This window comes from Bacillus sp. A260 (assembly GCF_009861435.1).
Taxonomy (GTDB): Bacteria; Bacillota; Bacilli; order Bacillales; family Bacillaceae_G; genus Bacillus_A; species Bacillus_A cereus.
Window position 1 is genome coordinate 3,300,514 of sequence record NZ_CP046398.1, and the last position, 23,823, is coordinate 3,324,336.

Sequence of the window (23,823 nt, forward strand, 5' to 3'; positions counted from 1 at the left end):
TATCTTCTCCTATAGAATCCCTTTCAACATTAAATTCCAATACATATATGGCAACATATATCTTTTAAGTAAAAACATACTATACCGTTCTTTCGCTTGATTAAATGGAAACGTTTCTTGAGGCTCATGTTCATAGTTAAATTCAGCAAGTATAAGACTTTTATATCCTGTAACAATCGGACATGATGTATATCCATCATATTTAGCCTGTAAATCTCTTCCGCTAAGTACGTCCATAATATTTTGTTTTAAGACGGGTATCTGTTTTCGAATTGCTGCTCCAGTTTTAGAGGTAGGTAAATTGGTACAATCTCCAAGTCCAAAAATATTTTTATATTGCACATGCTGCAAAGTATAAGGGCTTATATCTACCCACCCCTGATGATCACTTATCTCACTCTCTTTAATAAAATTAGGTGGCCCCATTGGCGGAACAACATGTATCATACTATATGGTACGGTTTCTCTTTTTAGTGTTTGCGTATCTTCAAAAATTGCCTCTCTCTTTTCGGCGATAATTTCCACTAGATTTTTATTATAATTCGTTATAATTTGCTTTCTTTCTAGTACTTGTTCTAAAGTATTTGCATATCGTGGAACCTGAAATATGTTATTGTTTGCAGAATAAAATATTACTTTACTTCTGTTTCTTACACCACTATTACAAAAATACTCCTCTGCTAAGTACATAATTTTTTGTGGAGCACCACCGCATTTAATAGGAGTATTAGGGTGGGTAAAAAGCGCATTTCCTCCTTTAAATTTTTCGATTTCTCTCCAAGTAGAATCAACATATGTATAAGAATAATTGCTACATACCCCATTAGTGCCAATAGACTCTTTTAAGCCTTTAATACTGTCCCAATTTATTTGGATACCAGCTGCTACAATAAGAATTTCATACTCAAGTAGCAGTCCGTCATCTAAAAGTATCTTATTTTCAGATGGAAATAACTCAACAACACTTTTAGGGATCCACGTTGCCCCTTTTGGAATAAGCGATTCCTGATTACGCATCGTACTTTCCTTTGAAACAATTCCTCCCCCCACTAAACTCCATAGTGGCTGAAAGTAATGTTTTTTTGATGGATCAATAATTGCTATACTTTCTTTCAATAGGGGTACATTTCGTAATAAATGTGCAGTAGAAGATAGTCCTGCTGTCCCAGCACCAATTACAATAATTTTATAACTATCTCTGGTCTTCATTATCCTCTTCCTATCTAAAATTGATTTTTAAATTAACTAATTAGTAGCCATTTTTTCATCGTAGTAACATGATTATAAGTTAAAAACATCATAGTTTTATCTGATTTAAATGAAAATTTTGTTAATTTTACCATCAACATTACTATATGCGTAAATCCCCTATGTTACTTCCATATTTTAGTTTTAATATTAAAACTAAATATTATTATATAAAATAAAAATAATGCATTAAAATACTTTTCATGAATCCGGATAAGTAATGTTTAAAAAACAACATCTAACATCTTAGATGTTAAAATAAACAAATTCACATACTTCACAAATATGAAAAGTATTAAATATCGCTTAAGTTTCGTTACCTTTTTCTGTATATATTGATAAAAAATTGTGAAATTTTATCGCATTATGCAAGACATTTAATATTAAATATATTACTTTTACTATGAACTAAATGGTTTATAGGGCTTTTCTAAATAAACAAGGTGCTAAATTAATTCTTAAGAAGCCATTATCATTGCATTTATCTAAAAATTTTAAAAAATACACGCAGATGGATATCATCTTAAATACATATATAATTACCTTTAATTTTTTGACACGATTTCACATAATTCTTAAACTGATTTTTTTGCGTGCATTATGAAAAAAAATGCACCGTGTCAGTCTTTAAAAGATTATATATCATAACTTTAAGAGAGGCAGGAAAACTATGAAGATGAAAAGAAAAATCTACTGGTTAAATGCTAGCCAATAGATTTTTCTTTTTTATCTAAGGATTCTTTTAAAAGAACAACAATTTTACTACAGTAATCAAGAACAGGTTTCTAAATTAAGTTACTGGAGAATATATAACTCTGGCGCAATATCCCTACCAGCTTTCATTCCAATAATAACTCCATGATATAACGTCAAAGATGAAATCCCTCAACTTAGGTATTTGACTTTTTAAATTTATACAAATGTCTTAGCTCTATGTACTGTGATATATAGGTCCACATCAATATGTTATTGCATCATATACTGAACAGATAATTTAAATTACTTTTATAAAGGATGATGAGGATGAACCTAGAAGATATACAAAAATCCTATGGCGTAATTGTAAGTTTAGGAGGATTGTGTCAAGTCACCAACCAAATCAAAAGACACAATTTAAGAACATTTTCTGGACCTTTAGATTGGTTTTATTATCCATCACTTTCAGATGTAAACAGATTACTTCAAAATCGATTTAAAAAATTCATGAAGTTGGAAAATATGGTTATAGAAGGTTCAGAAAGTTACGGTCTTATTGAATCAGAATTTGATAATCAAATTAAATGGGCAGAACGAATTACCTACTGTATAAAGGACACTTATTATAATTGTTTTTCAATGCATGATTTTCCTATTAATTCCGAAAAGGATTTGAAATCAACCTATCCTTCTTTTAAAGCTAAATTAGACACTAGAATTAATCGATTCCTTGAAAAAATAAATAGTAGTGAATCCATTTTATTCATTAGAATTTGGGGAAATCGAGATGAAGCGGTTGAATTACAAAACGTATTATCTAAAATTACAAATAAGGATTTTAATATTCTTATTGTTAATTTCAAGGAGGGTATATCTAATATTGTTGAACAAAATTGGGGAATATCGAGGGTTTGTTCAATTGAACTCCCACGTTATCAGGATAGATGGGAAGGTGATGATTCCGATTGGGATGTTATTTTAAACAAAATAACATTAACTTAATAATTTTCTTCTTACTTTTAAAATGATTTGGCCCGTAAAATCAAATAGGTGTAGAAAAATAAAATTCCTGTCTAATTGATACACACTTAATTAACAAAACGTTCATATAATAATTCGTAAGTCCTTCTTTATTGAATAAATAGTTCTTTACAAAATTAGTTCCATCACTAGAGCACCTTTATGCGGTGCTCTTTTTTGAATTTATAAAATGTAAAAATAGTTGTTCCATTTTCCTTTAAATGGCTAATTTCCTTTGTTATTCTTCTATTGATTTCTGTATAATCATTTATGCGATCAGCATATTCTGCTTATGTAGTGCATTCACGACTACTTACTTCCATACTTTATCTTATATTTTGTCTTCTTGGATATTTCATTATAAGCTTCTTCAATTCCCTTGATTTCCTTCCCCTTCTTTTATCTTAAGAACAAGCAATTTCTTTCATTAATATTAAATAAACTAAAGCATAGATTTTAAAAGAACCTAATTTACATATAATTCATGATAAACTACAGTGTGTATTCTCCACGTTTAATCAGCATCTGAATTATAAATCTAACATATTTTTTTTAGTTGATTGTCATTATGGTACAACCGTGTATACATTTACCAAACAAACTACATAGTTTAAATTAGTAAAATATATAGAGAGGAAGGAAATAAATCTATGAAAGTCATAATTTTGTGTGGCGGAAAAGGGCTTCGGATGCAAGGAATTTTAGAGGACATTCCCAAACCATTAGTTCGAGTTCAAGGAAAGCCTCTCCTCTTGCATATAATGAATTGGTATAGAAAATATGGACATTCTGATTTCATTTTACCCTTAGGATATAAAGGTGAGAAAATTAAGGAATATTTTATGGACTTTAGCTGGAAAGAGAATGACTTTAGTTTGAATTTTAAAACCAGTCAATATACGCTACTTCAGAAATTAGAAAATTGGAATATACACTTTATAGATACAGGAATTGATACAATGACCGGGGCAAGACTAAAAAAACTTGAATCCTTTGTACAGGGTGAAACCTTTTTATTAACTTATGGTGACGGATTAGCCAATATAGATATTGATCAACTAATAGCATTCCATAAAGAAAAAGGAAAAATTGCTACATTAACTGGAATTAAAAAAAATAGTCAATACGGCCTATTGGCGGTCGAAGATGGAATTGCTATTGATTTTAAAGAAAAACCATTACTTGATGAAGTAATTAATGGCGGTTTTTTTGTATTTAACAAAGAAATATTCAATTATTTAAGTAATAATGATGATTGTGTTCTAGAAGAAGATCCTCTTCGAAATTTAATAAAAGACAATGAGCTCGCCGTCTATGAACACAATGACTTTTGGGCTAGTGTCGATACACCTAAAGATTTAAAAACTGTAAATGAAAGTTGGAATCCAAATAAATTTTAGTGGAGAGGACTGAATAAGCATTGAACTCTAATGATAAAAAAATAAGTTTACCCCGATTGTACATCCCCTCTAATGAGAAAATAGTTAACCCACTTTCAACAGGAATTAAAGCTTCAAATCTCTCCAAAAAAAATACTCAAAAAAGAATTAATCCCCAATTCTATAATCAACAACATGATCTAAATAATCATTTCTGCGTCATTGTAGGTAGTGAGTATGTCTTGAAAATTATTGCTTTACAGCAATCATTAATGCAGTACTCAGAAAAATTCACATTGTGGATTTGTTGTATAGATCCTTTTGCATATTCACTATTAAAAGAAATGAGTTTAATTAATGTAAACCTTTTACAAGTTGAAGAATTAGAAGATCGTGAACTAAAAGCAATTAAGAGAAAAAGAAAAGTAAATGAATATTGTTGGACTTTAAAATCTGTCTTGATAGAATATTTATTGGTCAATTATGATTTACCATCTATTCTATATTGTGATGGTGATTTATGCTTTTTCTCTGACCCTAATATTATTTTTGAGGAATGGGGTGACCATTCTATCTTCCTAACCCCCCAAAGAGATCGTGATTGGGTAGAAAAAATGTACGGAAAATATCAGGCTGGTCTAATTGGATTTAAGAATGATCTCTATGGACTAAAAAGTGTAAGATGGTGGAAAAATAAATGTATAGATTGGTGCAGTGCCGAGGCTGAAGAGGGGAAATTTGGAGACCAAAAGTATTTAGATTATATCCCTATATATTTTCCAAAAGTAAAAATTTCAAATAACTTAGGTATAAATGCTGCGCCTTGGAACTGTATATATAATAACGATTATAAAATTGACAAGACTAAAAATGATATATTTATTGAAAACGACAAACTAGTTGTTTACCATTTTGCATGTATTACTATCTTTACTGAAAATGATTTTGATCTTTGGTCTTTGGGAGAAATTTCAATACCCAATAATATATTAAACCATATTTACACTCCGTATTTAGAGAGAATTCAATTTGTTTTAAAGCAATTAAAGGATAAATTCAATAAAGATACTAAACAATTTTTAAGTAAAAAAGATATAAATAAAGCTCAAACTTTATATAAAGATTCACAATTAAGAAGAAAAATGAATCAATCCAATCATTTTATGAACTTTTCCATGATTATAAGTAAAGAACGATTAATTCAAGGATTGACCTCTTATTATTCCTTAGAAAATTTCAACGCTAAATTTACTGTATGGATCTGTTGTATGGATGATCTAACTTATCAAATATTAGAGAAATTAAAATTAAAGCACGCCATACTAATTCCGGTAAAAGAAATTGAAAATCATGAACTCCTCAGTATAAAAAATGATAGAAGTTTACAAGAGTATTGTTGGACATTAAAAGCGCCCCTATGTCTACATGTCCTTAGTCTTTATCCGGAAGTTGATCACATTATATATTGTGATGCTGATATGTATTTCTTTACAGCACCTAATATCATTCTTGATGAGTGGTGGAAATACTCTGTATTCCTTTGCCCTCAAAGAAGCTCTACTGAAATTGAAAGCATACACGGTATATACCAAGCTGGTTTAGTAGGCTTCAAAAACGATCAAAATAGTAAAGAAATTTTAACATGGTGGAAAGATAAATGCCTAGAATATTGTAATAATCATTATGATGTTGAAATGGATAGATGGGGTGATCAAAAATATTTAAATCACATTCCTAACATCTTTTCTAATATAAAAATCATGACTCATAGAGGTATTGATGCAGCACCTTGGAATGTCATTTTAAATAGCAGTTCTATATCCAAAACAGATAATAAAGTTTTTATTGATCAAGATGAATTAATAGCTTTTCATTTTGGAAGTATGCAAATTATTAATCCAAATGAGTTCGATTTATGGAAACACGAAACTTTAGAATTACCTCCAGCAGTTTTAGATTATATATACATTCCTTATATTGAACAATTGAATAAGACATGTCATACCCTTCATAATACTTTTCAAAAACCTTCCTCCTCTTTATTTGCTGATCAAATTGATACAACAACAATAAAAAATTATTTTAAATACCCCTCCCCTCATCACAATTAAGACTGATACTTTCCTTATTTAAAAATAAATCTATTTATTTCAGCAACTAAAAATACATCTTAATAAAGGATAGATTATCACTATGATTGCTTCATTTAAAAATAAAACTTTCCTTATTACTGGTGGATACGGTTTTATTGGTTCTCACTTGGCACGAAGACTTTTAAATTTACAAGCAAAAATTGTTCTTTTCATAAGAACACCATCAAACTCTTGGAGACTAAAGGATATTCTAAAATATATTGAAACCTATGAAATAGATATACGAGATAAAAAACAAGTACAAGATGCAATAAAGAAAATTAATCCCGATTATATCTTTCACCTGGCAGCCTATGGTGTAAATTCTGCCCATACAGATTACATCCATGCTATAGAAACAAATGTTATAGGGACTTGTAACATTATTCAAGCAGCAAAATTGGTGAATTGTAAAAAAATCATCAATTTTGGGAGTAGTTCTGAATACGGTAACAAGATGGAACCTATTCATGAAAATATGTTACTAACTCCTGTGGATATCTATGGAAGTACCAAAGCTGCTGCTACTATACTCGCCCATCAAATTGCTAGCGAAAACAATATTAATCTTATAACATTAAGACCTTTTGGCATATTCGGAGAAGGCGAAGAGCCGCATAAAATTTTTAGCTATATAATCTTGCGAGTATTACAAAACAAAGATGTAAATTTAACTTTATGTAATCAATTAAGAGATTATTGTTATATAGAAAATGTAATAGATGCCTGTATCCTAGCAGTAGAAAATACTACTGTACAAAATGAAATTTTTAATATTGGGAGCGGCACTATTCACCCCTTGAAACATTATGTAGAATTATTATTCAAACATTTGAAAACCAATTCCAGACCAAATTACGGTGCAATTTCCTCTAGAACAAATGAAAGATGGGTTCCTGAAGCGGATGTGCAAAAAATAAAAAACTCTCTTTCCTGGGAACCTAGAATTAATATTGAAGAAGGAATTATAAAAACTGTTAATTGGTATAAAAATAATAAACATTTATACCTAACCCCCTAAAAATAGGGTACTAAAGGAGGTGGACTAATTGTTAAACCAAAACTTTAATAATGCTTTTTACGGAAAAACAATTTTAATTACTGGACATACTGGTTTTAAAGGTTCTTGGTTATCCCTATGGTTGAATGAATTAGGTGCTACTGTAATCGGATATTCATTAGATCCTAAAAATAAGAATGATAACTTTAACATTACTAACCTTCAAAATAATATAATTGATATTCGTGGAGACATTAGAGATTTTAATAAATTAAATAAGGTTTTTACAGATTATAAACCTGAAATTGTATTCCATTTAGCTGCCCAACCTCTAGTTAATTATTCATATGAATATCCTAGAGAAACATACGAGGTAAACGTTGTAGGAACTATGAATGTACTAGAGGCAATTCGATTACATGAATCAGCTAAAATAGGAATTATGGTGACAAGTGACAAGTGCTATGAAAATAAAGAATGGCCTTGGGGTTATCGTGAAATTGACCCTATGGGCGGCCATGACATATATAGCTCAAGCAAAGGATGCTGTGAACTTTTAATTTCTTCCTATCGAAATTCTTACTTTTCAGAAGAAAACTTTTCTCAACACAAGAAAATAATTGCAAGCGTTCGAGCTGGTAATGTAATTGGTGGTGGTGATTGGTCAATAGATAGAATTATTCCTGATTGTATACGAGCATTAGAATCAAACAAAAACATTATTATTAGAAACCCTACTGCTATTAGACCCTGGCAACATGTACTAGAACCTTTAAGCGGGTATTTACTCCTTACAGAAAAAATTATAAATAATGGTATCCTTTATTCAGGAGCATGGAACTTCGGGCCATCCCTAAGCAATATTGTTCCAGTAGAAAAATTAGTGACCAGTTTACTAGATATTTGGGGCTGCGGGGATTGGACAGCAGAAAATATAGGTCCAATAAATTTTCATGAAGCAAATTTACTAAATCTTGACATTAGCAAAGCAAAATTCAATCTTAATTGGCAGCCAAAATGGTCCCTACAACAGACTTTAGAAAATACAATAGAATGGTATAAACATTATAATTCTTACACCAGTTCTGAGATGATAAATCTATGTATTAGCCAAATCAAACAATATTGTATGCTTTGAACTACTCCCACTTCCCCATACTTGCTGTGAGTTCCTTATGGAGGGAGTCTTCTTGGTTAAAATAATAAAAGATACATTAATTTTTATAGTCTAAATTATAAACCTACTATACCTAAAATTATGTGATTGTCCATTAACAAAGATTTTATTTCTTCGGTTATTTCAAATCAACTATTGACATTATACTTAAGCATAAAGGAATCACATATTTTTCTAGTGATTCCCTTGTTCTGAGAAAATAATGTCTTGCTTTAACGACAATACAGTATATGCGATTATTAATTTATTTGTTCTAGTTATGAAAAAATCTATTCCTGTCAAAAGAGCTTTCTTCAAAGAAAAACTTCCTATTTTCTTCTACTTATCCTACCCGAAAAGTAACTAAGATGAAAATTTTGATAATTATATCTACTATTATAGAATTATCCCCTTCTTGTAGCTATTCCACTAAAGTTCATGCTTATATATTGATTCTCTGATTTATTATCACCAATGTTGATGAATTCATGCATTGCTTATTCTATACACAAATTGATTTTTGAATTATCTTTTCAGAATAAGTAAAGAAGGCTTTCTCTTTTATGCACTTCCTCCCTACCAGTCTTTAATTTGCCTTTAATCAACAATAAGAACAAATCTTCAATATAGTACATCTTCTATAAAACAAAACCATAAGTAAGATAATTTCACTATTACAAATAATGAGATGTTCTGTTTCACCTTTTTACATTATCTAAAAAAGAACTTGTAGGAATTCTTACAAGTTCTTTTTTGTTTTCTTTATTGTCTTCTTATTTACATACGCAAGATTTATATATTTTATCGGATACATACTATATGTATCCGATAAAATAATTTAAAAATTAATATGTAATTGATCCGTTTTAAGAAAAGGAAATTTCATAAATCTTCAATCACAGTTTCTAAGTTCACCTGATAGAACGTATAAAGACTCATATCATCTTTTGATAATTTTTGGATGTTTTATTCTAAGTATATTCGACACAAATTGATTGTTTTTTATGAATTTTCTTGAAAAATATTGTAATATCACTCCATTTTTTCTTCTATTTTGTTATGATGTTTATAATTAAATTGGATTAGGATTTTTTTAGAAAATGGGGGCGTATATTATGAGTGTTTCAGTAAAGGGAAATGAGCAATTAACCTCTCTATTGAACGACTGGTATCGAGCTATGCTATCTCAACAAGTTATAAAAGCTACTAATCTAAAAAAGAAAATTGATGAAAAAATTAATAAGTTAAGCATTGAGCCGGATCAAGAACATCAGGATCAAAATTTGTTACTATACTATTCACTACTCGAATTTCGTTACAAGGTCTTAACAGATAGCCTTGGTATTCAACAAAATAGTTTTGATACTATTAGCGATTATGATATGCCTACAGATCAATTTCTACAATTCTATTATCATTTTTTCAAATCCATTCATTCCACTTTTATATCTAATTATACTGAGGCAGAGGAACATTATAAACTAGCAGAAAAAATATTGGTAGCTATACCAGATGAAATTGAACATGCTGAATTTTACTATAGAATTGCTACTTTCTATCACCATACCTATAACAATCTCGCTTCTATCGAGTACGCAAATAAATCGAGAGCAATCTTTTCAAAGTACGAAGGTTATGAAGTAAAAACAGCCTTTTGTAATAGTTTGCTAGGTGGTTGCTGCATCTATTTAAAACAGTACGAACAAGCAGAAGAATATCTACATTGCGCAATTGATTTACTACAAAAAAATAGGGAAGAAGATTCCTTGTTATACGTAAAAAATACTATGGGGTGGCTGTATTCTGATCAAAGTATGTCTACTTTAGCTATTCGTCACCTTTCAGAAGTAACAGAGAAAATCCCTACACACTTCAAGGCCATCTTCCTACAAGCTAAGGAACATTATAAGTTAGGAGAACAATCAACGGCCAGCCAACTCATTGATAAGGGACTACAGATTTGTAGAGAAATTCATAACGAAGAATACACACACCACTTCTCTATTTTAAAAAAATTAAACGAAAATATTCCATTGGAAGAATTAGAAAAAATCATTCAAGAAGGAATCTTATACTTTGAGGAAGAAGAATTATGGGAATATGTTGTCGAATACGCCGAATTATTTGCCACAAAATGTAGACAATTAGAGAACCACCAAAAAGTAAGTGACTATTTCCATATTTGTTATCAAGCAAGACAAAAATCAATCGCAAAAGGAGTGTTAAAATAATGAAAAAAATTAGCTTATTATTATCAGGCATTGCTTTTATTGGGGTATTAACGGTGGGAATTTTTCAGTTTTCTAAAGCAAATCAGCTTGCTACTCATGGGCATTATCCTGCTCCTTCATATAGTGTTGGCGATTATGGTGGTGCACCACCACAAATTTAATGTAAATGTATTTAAAAACCCTCCAAATGGAGGGTTTTTAAATGGCTTATCTGCCTGTTCAATACGCATAGAGAGTACATATTATACTTATTTACTATGTTATAAGATTTTTCATTTCCACTCTGTAACAAGATTCTAGCATTCTCTCCTAGAATCTCAACTTAAATCTTAAATCCACCAATTAACTCTTGAAGTTCTTCCGCCATCTGTGCTAATTGTATTGCTGAAGAATTTATCTCTTCCATAGAAGCATGTTGTTCCTCAGATGAACCAGCTATCGTTTGCATACTTGAAGAATTTTCTTTTACAGCCATAGCTATTTGATCAATCGATGTATCAACTTTCATTGCATCAGTTGTCATTTTATTTGATAGTTCTACCATACCATGCACTTTTGATACAATATCATTTGCAGATTTTGAAATCTCATAAAAACTTTGTTTTGTATCATTCGCAACCTTAATTCCCGACTGTACTTCTACGCCTACTTCATTCATAGCTTTTACAGTCTCATGTACGTCTGCTTGTATTTCCTTAATTAAACTTCCAATTTCCATTGAAGATTCGGATGATTGCTCCGCCAACTTTCTAACTTCATCAGCAACAATTGCAAACCCTCTCCCCTGTTCCCCAGCTCTAGCTGCTTCAATCGCTGCATTTAATGCTAATAAATTTGTTTGTTCCGCAATATTTTGAATCGCTTCTAATATACTGCCAATTTGCTGTGATTTCTTATCTAATAATTTTATGACATTATCGGATTGAGAAACAGAGTGATGGATAGACTGCATTTGTGTTACAGTTTGTTCTACTAATTGTTCACCTTCATTGGCTTTTTGTTTAGTGTATATGGATGAAGCCGATACTTCAGAAGCATTCTCAGCTACGTATTGAATATTTCGTGTTACCTCACCAATTAATTCAGCTCCAGACTCAACTTCATTATTTTGAACCTCTGCACTGTTCGAGATTTCTTCCATCTCTTTTGTAATTTGTTCTGTCGCAACACTTGCTTGCTCTACACTAGCAGTTAGTTCCTCAGAAGACGCAGCTACATGTCCTGCAGATGTGTTAATTTGAGAAATAATATTACGTAACGACTCTGCCATTGTATTGAAACTACCACCTAATTGACCAAGTTCATCCTTTGAACGAATATCTATTTTCTCGGTTAAATCTCCTTGACTAATTCTTTGAGCTGAAATGACTAATTGTCTTAGTGGAGTAATTATAGATTTGAGTATGAATAGAATTACAATTCCACCTAACAATAATGAAGCACCTATTATAGTGAGCGTTTTATAAAAAATAGGATTGGTAGCTTCTTCAATTTCTTTCGTAGGCATTACGCCAGCTATTTTCCAACCTGTTTTTTTATTTGTCTTAAAGCTTATGTTTCGATCTTCACCATTGAGGCTATAAGTAATTACTCCATCTTCTGTCTTGTACAATTCATCCACTAAAGTTTTATCTAATTTCTCTCCAGGTTTTAGTGATGGATGAACAACTATAGTTTTATCTTGACTAACTATAGATACAAATCCTTGCTTCCCAATTTTTATCATTTTGGATGTTTTTACGATATCTTTAATATTCAAATCTACGCCAATGACACCACTTTTATCTGCATTCTGCTTTGCAATTGCAATTACCATATTTCCTGTAGACTTTGATTTATATGGAGATGAAACAATAATCTCTCCATCTGCTTTTACTGCATCCTTATACCAACTACTTTCTAATGGATTAAACCCTTCTGGTATCTTGCCAACAGGTGCATGAATAAATTGATTGTTACTGGATGCCGTATAAATCGTTTCTATCTCTGGATGTAACTGTATATATTGATCAAATTTACTCTGTACATTTTGCGATTGTTCAGGATTATAATCACCTTGTGTAAGTACCTTTGCAAAATGGGTTACATCTGTATGCTTATTTTCTAATTCATCATCTACAATCTTATCTAAAATACTTACGTTATCTTTTGCTGATTGTAGGATTGTTTCATTAAGATCTGTTTTTGCCTTATTATAAGATGATACTCCTACGATAAGACTAGGTATAATTAATATGGCGATAAATGCCATAGACAACTTCGTTTTAAGCTTTATTTGTCCAATTCTTTCTTTTATATTTAACACTAGATACTTCTCCTTTTCATTTTTACTACTTATATAGTTTATTTAAATTTTTCTCCTTTACTTTTCCACATTCATTTATTGTACCATTCGAAATGAAACCACAATTAAATCCTATTATCCACACTTTATAATTTAGAGATTTATTTTTCACAGACAGAGTTTTATCTGTCCTCCTTTCAAATATGTTATTTTTCTAGATTCAGCAATTATTAGACTACGAATTATTCCAAATAAACTTGATGCAACATATACTTCATTTAAAAAATAATTATTGGATTCGTTTGGATAAAAATTTAATTTAGCGCTATTCCAATCAGATGAAATCCTTACCATAATAAATTCACAAAACATAACTAAGTAAATTTATTTCTTTAATAATTATATTTAACTGCCTTTTAACCATTCTAACTGTATTATTTCATCGTTTTATCTGTTTATTACATCACTTTTGTTTTATTGAATCACTAAACTATAAATTCTATATAGGAGAATAAAATAAATTAGAGAATTACATTGTAACATATATATATAAGTTGTTGATATTAAAATTTAAAACTTTACTATTTTTCATATGCAATATTACATGCGAAAAGCCATAATTTTTTTGTTATACTATGCATGTGGATTTTTCATCCAAAAATCCACCCAAACGCATATTTATGTATATGCCACCCTAATTGATGAAAGTGAGAAGAATGTTTATCATTTTTCTCACTTTTTTATTTAGGCTCTGTTAATATTGATTATTGATAAAAAGTATTAAATAAGGGAAGACACCTTAGAATTGGTGCTTCCCTTATTTGTTGATTATTCAAATCTAAAATAGGTATTTTCTAAACCTATTCTTTGCTTTAATGTTCTGCCCAAAGCATAATTATTTGGTAATTCTTTTTCAACGACACAAATAATATAACCTGCTTTTCCTGTTGTTAAATTAGTTAGTTGTAAGTAGTTAGTGTTGTCGTAGATATAAGAAATAATATATTCATAGAAATTATTTTCTTTATCTTCTCTATTCATATCAACATTGTACAACCTAACTCTTGCTCCTGCCCAAATTTCCTCATCATCATCAACATTACTTAAAGGCATCCATTTCGAGTTATCCAATATTTCACCCTTTTCTTAATTCATTCGTTTATACACGAATGTTGCTAGACACAAACTATCATAAGCATCCGTCATTTCATTGATTAGACGACCACCAACAAAGAAAAAAGACTCAACATAGCTTTTTCCCCATTGAAACACTTGCTCTTTTAGTTATTTTTACATTTTGAATCTACGAAAATGAATTCCCTTATAAAAACTCTAACAGAGAATGTTCCCTCCAAATTTCACCTAGGGAATTATTTGTTTTCCAAAAAACCTACCAACATCTTTATCAACTCATTTTAGAATATTTAAACAATAATTCCATATACATTACCTGCATAAATTATTCATTTTCTTTTATATAAGACCTACCTTTTTACTTTTGGTAGATTATTAGACATTGGATTATTATACATAAACCCCAAAAACATGCGGTATTTTGTAGAATTTTGTCTATCAATATGTATGTACACCCTTTTGTAGTGGATATAGACTGTGAGGTGTAAGGAGATACCTTACAAAATAATAAAAAGGAGATTATAGAATGAGTAGATTAACAAAATTCTCAAAGTTAGTATTTGCAACTTTAATCGCGGGAAGTAGTCTAAGCACCTTTGTTTCGTCACACAGTGTACAAGCTGACACCTTAGATCCTAATTACCAAGACAATGTAAAATTCATACCACCTTCTAGTGCTAGGCCAAAATTGGAACAAAAAAACACTATTGTTCCAGAAGCAAAAGTTGTTAAAAAGCATTATGTAAAGTACTCTAAAGCACATTTCCAAACTAAAGAAAGTATACCAAAAGAGATTTATTATTCTTCAGAAGGCTTTAAGGGCTATATACAGGCAAGTACCGTTTGGGATATGGGAGATCATTTCGCAACACTATATTCCGGAACCGTTATTCGATGTTAGACTTTTAATCCATTCTCCCCTAATGCTTAAAATGATTAATAACTCACTGCCAATACTTTAATATCTATTGTTCATAAAATAAACCACAAAATCTTTCGATTTCATGGTTTATCAAATATAAAGATAATGCTAAACGAATACTCTAACATTACCTTCCCCAAAGTTAATTATAGAGTATTTTCAAAAAAAAGACACTCTTGTAGTGTCTTTTTTATAGTATTTTAAAAAGAATTCCACCTACTAACACCTTTTTGTTGCGCCTATTCGTTTATTTCAATATGATACTTTTCCATCTCGTATATGCAATAGACAATGATAGCTAAACTCCAACTGACACTATAATAATTATGTGTGTAGAAGTCATAGCCCGCTTTAATACCTTTCTCTATTACAACTAATGTAAATCCTAAAGCCACCCATCTGTTAATTTTCATCTTTATAAACGTTAAAGAGATAATTGTTAAAAATAAAATATTTGTAAGATGATTTATCATTAGCTCATATTTTTGAATGTATACTGCCATTATACAAGCAACGATATTAGTCGCAATGCCAAAGGCAATCACCGCTCCCCAAACCCTGTCCGAAAGTCCCACTCCTGAGTCAGTCCCTTCCTAAACAAATATCCCTTTCTTTAATTCGTTCCTACACCCTATTCAAGATATGCTAAATTATCCTTGTCTGATGAATATCTATTTATCTTTTCATATAGAGCAAACAAAATTTCTACTCATAATTTTTTCTTTATTAGACAAACTATGTCTAAGCCGTTTGAACTAGCGGCTTCACTCTTCTGGTAATGGGATAGCACAATTTATTGAATTGACTAACTCATTCAACCCACTGGCACCGGCAGGCAACAAAATAGTTGTCTGCCATTTTCATGTATACTTTTTCTAATTTCATTTCAAACCAAGTGTGTGCTGTACTGATTTCAAAAGGACAGAATTTCATTTTTTAAAATGTAAAAAAGATAAGGTCCTGTCTACTTTTGGTATAGGACTTTTTCTTTTCACACATACTATTTTTGAACCTGTTTACCAATACGTGTCCTAATGGTGTCTTGAATTCCTCCTAAAAAGGGCTGCAGATACGACTGCATGCCCTTTTATTTACGTTGCTTCTCTATATTGAATAAAATAATTAAAAACTAAAAATGTAATATTACATATTTTTTCTGTTCAGATTATGTTAGGATTTACTTCGTAGTCGAATTATAGTTTCGTATCTAATTCAGCAATATGTGAACTGTTTACCTAAAGAAAAGACACCCAAAAGGTGTCTTTTCTTCTTTTAATCTAAAAAACATTTTTTCTTTTCAGTAAGATCCAATTATCCCTCTAACCTAAACCTCATAATTAAAGGCAATTTAATCATGGTACTCAAGAGTTTTCATCCATTTCAATATACCTATAGCTTAATTTAAAATCACATTTCCAGCACTATATTTGCTTTCCTACAGATTTTCTGTCTTGTTCTTAATTCTGTCAAAATCCTCATGTAGCTATACAAAGAATATATGCTACTATGATATTAAGAAACTATGCGTTCCCTTAACCCTGTATCCGGCCCTGTATTTATTACAGGGTCTTTGTTTATTTTATTTACTTTTATTGGCTTATAAGGGTTAATACACAACCAATTTCAATTAAAATCGTTTAAATGTTAGTTAGAATTTGAAATAATATATCTATTAACTTTTTTAACAAATGTAATCTAATATTAAATTTCTAAATCTATACTGTACTATACACCAGTTAACACTATATAAATAGTATTAACTATCTTAATTGAATATTAGTAATAGTAAGTATAAATATTATCAATTTACTACATCTTACATTTATGTAAAAATAAATACATGTTAAGCTTTTTCAAAATCTTTCCCCTAATAAAGATTTGAAGTAGCATTTCATGATTCTCCTTACTGTTAATATGCCTTGAAAAAGAACCCTATAGGGTTCTTTTTCTTCTCATTATAACCCTCAGTAAGTCCATGCAAAAAGGACTGCTAATTATTTGCAGCCCTTTTACACGTTAATATACACTTGTATTACATGCTTAAAACTTTATTGTATTAGGTATTTATACCAACTAAACATGCCATTATCATTTAGATATATAACACTTCAAAGTTTAGAAGTATACAATAACAAATCTTTCCCAACTTCCAGCTACATAACTAGTAGCTGTTAATTCTCTACCACCATTTGCTGATATATATCTACCATTATTTAGTGCTTGTAATACATATATCCTATTGTCTCCACCATTATATAAGATAAACTTTTCCCATGCACCAATTGATGTACGATCTGCTACTACTCTACCATTTGGCTCAAACAAAACATACTTCCCATTACTTTTAGTTTTTAAAGCGTACGTATATAATTCCCCAGTCGGAATTAATTCGAATTTCTCCCATTCATTAACTGCATTACGATTTGCTATTATATTTCCCGAAGGCTCAGCCGAAACATATTGTAAATTTGCAGCCTGTATAGCAACTGTCCAACTTCCATTTTACTTTAAAGGTTTAAACAATTGTGACCACATTTGTTTAAACCTCCACAATTTTTTCTAAGCTATTCTCTAAAAATCTTATTTTTCGTTGTAAATAAACCTGATTGGTACTCTTTATGCAAAAGAAAAGATGGAACCTTTAATTCAACTTCACCTTTTTTCGAAATAAAAAGCATCTAATTCTATTTGAATTAGATGCTTATATTTAGTCCTTAAACCTAATATTCTAAACTATTTACGCGTTTGTAAATCTTTTTTTATTACATCCCAGAGTGAATTATCTTGACGCATCGGTTTACCCTCTTCATCCCATTTTATTTTTTCTGTTCCCAATTCATAATTCATCCCTGTCCATGTGTCTTCACGGAATGCATAGAATGATTTATGCCATCCTTTTTGGTTAAAGATAGAAATAAGATCTTGCATGTATTGGGTAGCACCTGGAACAGTACGGTTAATTCCAAACTCCTCTGCAATAATTCGATTAGATGGTACATGATTTTTCTTAGACCATTGTTGAATTGGCTTCAAAAACTTCTCTAATCCCTGTCTATTCCACATTACAGGTTTCTCTAAATCCCCTACTTTTACTAATCCTGGATATTGATATTCCTTGTTTTGTTTTTCACCTTGGCTCGTTAATTCATATGGTTCATACATATGAAATGCGTATAGTGTTTTTTTATCCTCTACTGGTTTTAAATATTTAAAGGCCCATGGAGTAGCATATAAACCTGAATCTAAAATAATCGGTGTTTCTTTGTCCACTTCACGAATGGAGTTAATCACCTTTTCATAAAATCTGTTTAAATCAGCTGTCGTTCCTTTTACTTTTGCATACCATTTCTCGTAATCTTCCGTCCAAAAATCATTATATCTATTATTTTTAGCTGTTTCTGGATGTGGTTCATTTATAATATTATAACCAACCACCGCGGGGTGATCTTTTAGTTCCAGAGCGAGGTCCTTCCAAAATTGACTTGCTTGTTCTTGATACTTCTCTTCTTCCCATATTCTGTCGTCATTCTTATTATTATTAAATTGGCGCCATCGATCACCAGGTAAGGATAACATTGTAAGAACGACTTTCATTCCTTGTGATTGTGCGGCATCTAAATCCGCCTTTAATTTTTCTAGATCTTCCTTTACTAATCCCCGATAGTTATCTGCATTACCTATCAGAAAATCCTTTCCAGAAGTATCTGGTTTATCCTCAAATAGAAAATCTTTATCTTTTGCCCATTTATCAGGTGCTAAACGTACATATTCAATATTAGCTTCTTTTGCACTTTTATAGTTTTCAGGTAATGACGTACTATTCATGAAATTAGTACCCTTTCTTTTCGAATCCCAAAAACTAATTTTTGAATCGCCCTTGTGGTATGTATCAGCTCTTACATTCATTTCCTGTACTCCAAAACTCATCATGCCTAATAACGCAACAATTGGCAAAACTTTTTTCACAACTTTTCCTTCTTTCTCTTTATATTTAACACACATAACATACCTTTGTTTTGTTACAGGAATATGGCAATTTTCCAAAAATACCTTTTAAATTTATACATTGGTAGTTCATTCATAAAAAAAGAAAGAGATAATTAGAACGTTGCTTCATTTTAAAAGAAACAAAAAAGGAATCCTTTACGGATTCCTTTTTGCAATGCACTCTTTTTCAAATGGTACATTTTGCACCTACTTTTAGTATAACTTATAATTCCTATAAAATAAATAAGATTAACTGAAATTTACTTCAAATTGTAATAAAAAACATAATTAAGAAGCGCAGATAACTAAATATCATCCCTTTTATTAAATAAAAAAGATTAAATAATTCCCCCTCCAAACTAGGACCCCTTTACACTTTTTACAAATATTGTTATAATTAGATAAACTAAAGCATTATCCCATTAACAAAGGGACTCCATAATTGGAGTCCTTTTGTTAATTAGCTATTAAAAATGATAGCATGTGATTATTGTATAATTTCTTCCTTTTTTAGATCTGCATATTCTTCTACGAAATCCCATAAACCTTGCTTTTCGAAGTAAGAAATACTTTTTTCACTTCTTCTAAGAGTTTAATTGCTTCATCTTCATTAAGAGAACGTAAAATATTGAAATGATATACATACTCTTCATTTCCTAATTCCATACAAACTGCTAGTCCTTTTTCAATAAGTTCTTTTACAATATTTGTTTTTCTTAGCTTATGGTGTTCACGCGCTTGTAAGAACACTGCTTTAAAATGGGCAATATTCTTCTCTGTGACTTCTGATAAATGACGAATTGCTAATTTAGATAAATTTTAAGTTGCATATAATAGTCCTAGATTATGCCTTACTATTAAAATCAATTTTTCTTCATTATGTTTTTGCAAAAGGTCAATGGAACGATTGAAATGTTCTTCCGCTTTTTCAAATTGCTTTAAGAATATACGAGCTGTCCCTAATGCGGTTTCACAAGAAGCAACTTTCACCTCATATCCCATTAGCCCTAAATACAAGGAATATAGATACTTATTTTACTTTCAAAGGCTGAAACCTTGCTGCATAACTACTGAAAATAAAGTGAAAAGACGTTCAAATCCATATGGATAGATCGTCTTTTCACTTTATTTCATACATATACTGATTTTTCACTTATTCATTTTGTATTGTACTTAAAAAACCAATAAATTCATCTTCATTTACAGGTTTACTGTAGTAATAGCCCTGAATTAGATAACATACATTACGTTGTAACACTGTTAATTGTTCCTTCGTTTCTACCCCTTCTGCTATCACTTTCATGTTTAAAGTATGAGCAAGTGAAATAATGGTTTGTATAATTTCATCTCCATCAGTAGAAGTTCCAATCCTATTAACAAATTCTCTTGGAATTTTCAAAGTATCAATTGGATAAAGAGGCAGATACGCTAGTGAAGAATAACCTGTACCAAAATCGTCAATTGATAAATGTACACCAAATGATTTTAATGCTTTTAACTTTGATAAAGTTTCTCTTTCATCTACCATTGCAATTCGCTCTGTTAATTCCAAATCAATCGAATTAGCAGGTACTCCTATCTCTTCTATAGTAGATATCATTGTTTGAACAAAATCTTTCTGTTCAAACTCTATAGCTGATAAATTTATCCCCATCTTTAGATTTGAAAAACCCGCAGAATGCCATTCTTTCAGTTGTCGACACGCTTTCTGTAACGTCCACTTTCCAATTGAAATAATCTGCGCCGTTTCTTCTGCGATAGGTATAAACTCAAAAGGAGAAATCAGCCCAAGCTCTGGATGTTGCCAACGTATTAAAGCCTCTGCACCAATAACCTTACCTGCCTTACTATCAATTTGTGGTTGATACAATAAAAACAACTCATTATTTTCAATTGCATTTGGTAAATCCTGTTCTAATCGTAATCGACGAGTGACTTTTTGAGATAATGTCTCGTCATACATACAAACAGCATTGTTACCTTTTTCCTTTGCGCTATACATAGCGATATCAGCGTGTTGTAAAAGTGTAGTAGTATTTATTCCTCCAAATGGATACACCGCTATTCCTATACTAAGAGATAAGTAAAAACTATGCTGATTTACTACAAATGGTTCTTCAGTTATACGAAATAGAGTTTTACACAAATCCAATAGCTGTTGCTCTGTTTGGTTATGGACAATGATCGCAAACTCATCACCACCTATTCTTGCTAGAGGAATAGTCGGTGACAGACATGTCCTAAAACGTTTGGCAACTTCTTTTAAAACCTTGTCACCAATCGAATGACCCAATGTATCATTAATAGTCTTAAAGCGATTTAAATCAATATACAGGAGCCCAAACTTATCCTGCGTTTTTTGTGCACGCTTAATAGATCTATCTAATTCTTGTTGGAAGAATATACGATTTCCAATCTCCGTCACCGTATCATGGAATGCAAGGTAATTTATCTCTTCCTGTTGTTGTTTCATCCTTGTTATATCTTTTACCATTACATAGCTCCCAAAGGTTTGTCCTTCTATCATAATAGGAACTATAGTGACATACCAAAAGAGTATATCCTTCTCATTGTTATTTTTCACACGTAACTGTAGTGAAGATGAACTACATCGTTTCCCTTTCTTTATAGCTGCTTCCAATTCAGATTTATCTTCATCTAAAAAAATAGAGAAGCACTCTTTCCCTATTAATGCAGCACTTTCTTTTCCTAATAACATACTTCCAGCCTGGTTTATATTTAATACGATACCGTTTGAATCAATCGTTAAAATAGGATCCGGATGATACTCATATAATGACTTAAATCTCTCTTGATTTTTTACTAAATCATTAGATTTATTTATTAAATCCCTTGTTCTTTGAGATACTGTTTGTTCTAATTGATTATTAAACACTTTTAATGTTTTAGTTAACTCTTTGTTTTGCATTCGTACGATTGTATGACGAATCAGTACAAATACAAAAGCAATACAATTTCCCGTAATTAATGTAGCTGAAGAAGTTTGCTCTTTCAAAGTAAAACCAATTAAGACTGCAACTGCAAGATAAGGGAATATACCAAGAAGTTTCTCTCCAAATGTCGGATTAATAATAAAATAATTTCTTTTAGAAGAAGTATTCTTTGGGATTGTAGCAGCAATAGCGATAAATAATAGGAAAACTCTATACAAACACCTTAAAAATATAACTGAACGCTCTGACAAATCATCCTGTAAGTAGAAATACAAGTAGTCCGTAATAGCCAATCCAGTTAATACTAGGATAAAAATAAACAATTTACTTTTTGCATTGAAAATAGCAGGTCGAAAGATTAGTGTAACTCCAAGTAATAGAAGTAATAAATCTATAATTGGAAAAATAAATGAGAGAAAAACATCTCCAATTGATAAGAATAAGATATTTGCAGATGGTTTATTAAATAGGTACCACTCTAATGTAAAAATAGCAGTAACAACAATATATAAATCACAAAGTAAATATGCTTTCTCCCATTTGTTACATTCCATCATGATTTTATAAAAGAACGCAAAGAGAAAGAAAAATAAGAAAAACAGTAGAAATACATCAGAAATATTAAAATTTTGTATTGGTAATTCTACATTAAGTACTTGAAAAGCGGATATGAAATTCCCTATCAAAAAACACCCTATTGCAATAGTAATGCAAACCCAGAATACTCCTAACTTAATTTTTTGGGATAATATAGAATACAGTAATGAGATAAATACAGTAGTTTCAACGACTAAAGATGATAGTCGGATATTAAAATCTGATACGAAATAATGATTCGGAAAAACAAATAAAAATATAAAGCAAAAGCTTATATAAGTTATTAAAGCCAATATCAATACATAAAATTGCACATATACATGTTTACGCAATGGATTCACCTTCTTGATTTTTCTATACTTTTATTAAAAAATGACTTGATGGTGGCACAAGTCCTACTAATTAAAATGTGTGCTACCTATTATCCATATTATGACCTTTTTAAAAGATTTCTTTCTACACACAACAATCTTATTAACTTTTTGTAGATGTTTACAATTATCAATACTGAGGATTCTAAAAAGGATAAGCTGAAAAATGTAATTTTTTAAGTATTTGAGCATCGTAAATTTGGCGGGTACAACTTATCTACTCTTTACATATGAGATAGAATCTACTCCTCTATTGGATTATAGTTGCTATCTGTCACACTTAAAAAGGAATGAAAATATACTATCATTAAAATAGAAATTCAAATTAGTTTACGAAACCAACCGTAACTATTATAGTTACACAAAAAGTTGATGTCAATTTCATATCCTCCCTTTTTAACGGACAAAAGACATGACCTATTGAACAAAAATGTGATGTTTATAAAAAGGGCGGTAAAGTTTTATCTCCTTACTCAAAGAATTATAAATGATTTAGAATTAGATGAAATTGAAGCTAATATTGCATCTCCCTAAAAAGAATGTTACTCTAAAAATAGAATTATGAAAGGAATGATGGATGAATAATGATTAACTAATTTATATTTTAAGTTGAATTTTATAACTTCAAACTACAAAATATAGGGTTAGTCTATCCATTTTTAAAATTCAGTTCATACTTTATTTGTCATGATTCAAATGATTAATAAGTACT

At 30.5% G+C, this 23,823-nt stretch carries 14 protein-coding genes and 2 pseudogenes; 8 read left to right on the plus strand and 8 right to left on the minus strand.

Translation table 11 applies throughout. From position 1 onward, the window contains the following. Positions 1-9: 9 nt before the first annotated feature. Complete coding sequence (locus GD442_RS16620; protein WP_000857313.1) at positions 10-1,209, minus strand: FAD/NAD(P)-binding oxidoreductase; 1,200 nt, start codon at positions 1,207-1,209, stop codon at positions 10-12. Between the two features lie 1,062 nt (positions 1,210-2,271). Here GD442_RS16620 and GD442_RS16625 point away from each other — a divergent pair. The 7 genes from GD442_RS16625 to GD442_RS27815 all read left to right on the plus strand — a co-directional run bounded on the left by GD442_RS16625 (position 2,272) and on the right by GD442_RS27815 (position 11,023). Beyond that, positions 2,272-2,946, plus strand: a complete 675-nt coding sequence (locus GD442_RS16625) for a papain-like cysteine peptidase (protein ID WP_001047153.1) — start codon at positions 2,272-2,274, stop codon at positions 2,944-2,946. 668 nt (positions 2,947-3,614) lie between these two features. After that, positions 3,615-4,364, plus strand: a complete 750-nt coding sequence (locus GD442_RS16630; RefSeq protein ID WP_000864434.1) for a sugar phosphate nucleotidyltransferase — start codon at positions 3,615-3,617, stop codon at positions 4,362-4,364. A gap of 20 nt (positions 4,365-4,384) precedes the next feature. Beyond that, the gene (locus GD442_RS16635; RefSeq protein ID WP_001087527.1) at positions 4,385-6,454 is read left to right on the plus strand and encodes a glycosyl transferase; all 2,070 of its coding nucleotides are present in this window, start codon (positions 4,385-4,387) and stop codon (positions 6,452-6,454) included. Positions 6,455-6,536: 82 nt separating this feature from the next. Beyond that, positions 6,537-7,496, plus strand: a complete 960-nt coding sequence (locus tag GD442_RS16640; protein WP_000561952.1) for an NAD-dependent epimerase/dehydratase family protein — start codon at positions 6,537-6,539, stop codon at positions 7,494-7,496. A gap of 28 nt (positions 7,497-7,524) precedes the next feature. After that, on the plus strand, positions 7,525-8,613 hold the full coding sequence (gene rfbG, locus GD442_RS16645) for a CDP-glucose 4,6-dehydratase (protein ID WP_000934347.1): 1,089 nt from the start codon (positions 7,525-7,527) through the stop codon (positions 8,611-8,613). 1,133 nt (positions 8,614-9,746) lie between these two features. Further along, on the plus strand, positions 9,747-10,862 hold the full coding sequence (locus tag GD442_RS16650; RefSeq protein ID WP_000116953.1) for a Rap family tetratricopeptide repeat protein: 1,116 nt from the start codon (positions 9,747-9,749) through the stop codon (positions 10,860-10,862). Continuing rightward, positions 10,862-11,023 carry a hypothetical protein gene (locus tag GD442_RS27815; protein WP_086407700.1) on the plus strand — a complete coding sequence of 54 codons (162 nt, stop codon included), beginning with the start codon at positions 10,862-10,864 and terminating at the stop codon, positions 11,021-11,023. The genes GD442_RS16650 and GD442_RS27815 overlap by 1 nt, the downstream gene beginning before the upstream one ends. A 161-nt stretch (positions 11,024-11,184) precedes the next feature. Here the strand turns inward: GD442_RS27815 and GD442_RS16655 are convergent, their stop codons facing one another. Together GD442_RS16655 and GD442_RS16660 are read right to left on the minus strand one after the other, a co-directional pair. Beyond that, a complete protein-coding gene (locus GD442_RS16655) occupies positions 11,185-13,167 on the minus strand; it encodes a methyl-accepting chemotaxis protein (protein WP_000932065.1) in 1,983 nt (660 codons plus the stop codon). Between the two features lie 807 nt (positions 13,168-13,974). Next, positions 13,975-14,259 carry a hypothetical protein gene (locus GD442_RS16660; RefSeq protein WP_002041583.1) on the minus strand — a complete coding sequence of 95 codons (285 nt, stop codon included), beginning with the start codon at positions 14,257-14,259 and terminating at the stop codon, positions 13,975-13,977. A 547-nt stretch (positions 14,260-14,806) separates the two neighbouring features. Here GD442_RS16660 and GD442_RS16665 point away from each other — a divergent pair. Beyond that, positions 14,807-15,181 (plus strand): hypothetical protein, encoded by a 375-nt coding sequence (locus GD442_RS16665; RefSeq protein ID WP_000088959.1) that lies wholly within the window; start codon positions 14,807-14,809, stop codon positions 15,179-15,181. A gap of 260 nt (positions 15,182-15,441) precedes the next feature. Here GD442_RS16665 and GD442_RS16670 read toward each other — a convergent pair whose 3' ends face one another. The 5 genes and pseudogenes from GD442_RS16670 to GD442_RS16690 all read right to left on the minus strand — a co-directional run bounded on the left by GD442_RS16670 (position 15,442) and on the right by GD442_RS16690 (position 23,072). Further along, positions 15,442-15,777 carry a hypothetical protein gene (locus GD442_RS16670; RefSeq protein ID WP_000524434.1) on the minus strand — a complete coding sequence of 112 codons (336 nt, stop codon included), beginning with the start codon at positions 15,775-15,777 and terminating at the stop codon, positions 15,442-15,444. A 1,540-nt stretch (positions 15,778-17,317) separates the two neighbouring features. Then, positions 17,318-17,704, minus strand: a pseudogene (locus tag GD442_RS16675) (fascin domain-containing protein); the annotation flags it as partial. Positions 17,705-17,935: 231 nt separating this feature from the next. After that, a complete protein-coding gene (locus tag GD442_RS16680) occupies positions 17,936-19,204 on the minus strand; it encodes a glycoside hydrolase family 5 protein (RefSeq protein ID WP_002026152.1) in 1,269 nt (422 codons plus the stop codon). Between the two features lie 496 nt (positions 19,205-19,700). Then, a pseudogene (locus GD442_RS28150) lies at positions 19,701-20,188 on the minus strand (tetratricopeptide repeat protein); the annotation flags it as partial. 154 nt (positions 20,189-20,342) lie between these two features. Beyond that, the gene (locus GD442_RS16690) at positions 20,343-23,072 is read right to left on the minus strand and encodes a sensor domain-containing protein (protein WP_033666299.1); all 2,730 of its coding nucleotides are present in this window, start codon (positions 23,070-23,072) and stop codon (positions 20,343-20,345) included. Positions 23,073-23,823: the final 751 nt, after the last annotated feature.

What these genes read in the sequence shown, in the direction of transcription:
- GD442_RS16640 (WP_000561952.1), top strand. Translation starts at nt 6,537, where the DNA reads ATGATTGCTTCATTTAAAAATAAAACTTTCCTTATTACTGGTGGATAC.
- GD442_RS16660 (WP_002041583.1), bottom strand. Translation starts at nt 14,259, where the DNA reads ATGCCTTTAAGTAATGTTGATGATGATGAGGAAATTTGGGCAGGAGCA.
- GD442_RS16665 (WP_000088959.1), top strand. Translation starts at nt 14,807, where the DNA reads ATGAGTAGATTAACAAAATTCTCAAAGTTAGTATTTGCAACTTTAATC.
- GD442_RS16650 (WP_000116953.1), top strand. Translation starts at nt 9,747, where the DNA reads ATGAGTGTTTCAGTAAAGGGAAATGAGCAATTAACCTCTCTATTGAAC.
- GD442_RS16625 (WP_001047153.1), top strand. Translation starts at nt 2,272, where the DNA reads ATGAACCTAGAAGATATACAAAAATCCTATGGCGTAATTGTAAGTTTA.
- GD442_RS16680 (WP_002026152.1), bottom strand. Translation starts at nt 19,204, where the DNA reads ATGTGTGTTAAATATAAAGAGAAAGAAGGAAAAGTTGTGAAAAAAGTT.
- GD442_RS16620 (WP_000857313.1), bottom strand. Translation starts at nt 1,209, where the DNA reads ATGAAGACCAGAGATAGTTATAAAATTATTGTAATTGGTGCTGGGACA.
- GD442_RS27815 (WP_086407700.1), top strand. Translation starts at nt 10,862, where the DNA reads ATGAAAAAAATTAGCTTATTATTATCAGGCATTGCTTTTATTGGGGTA.
- GD442_RS16630 (WP_000864434.1), top strand. Translation starts at nt 3,615, where the DNA reads ATGAAAGTCATAATTTTGTGTGGCGGAAAAGGGCTTCGGATGCAAGGA.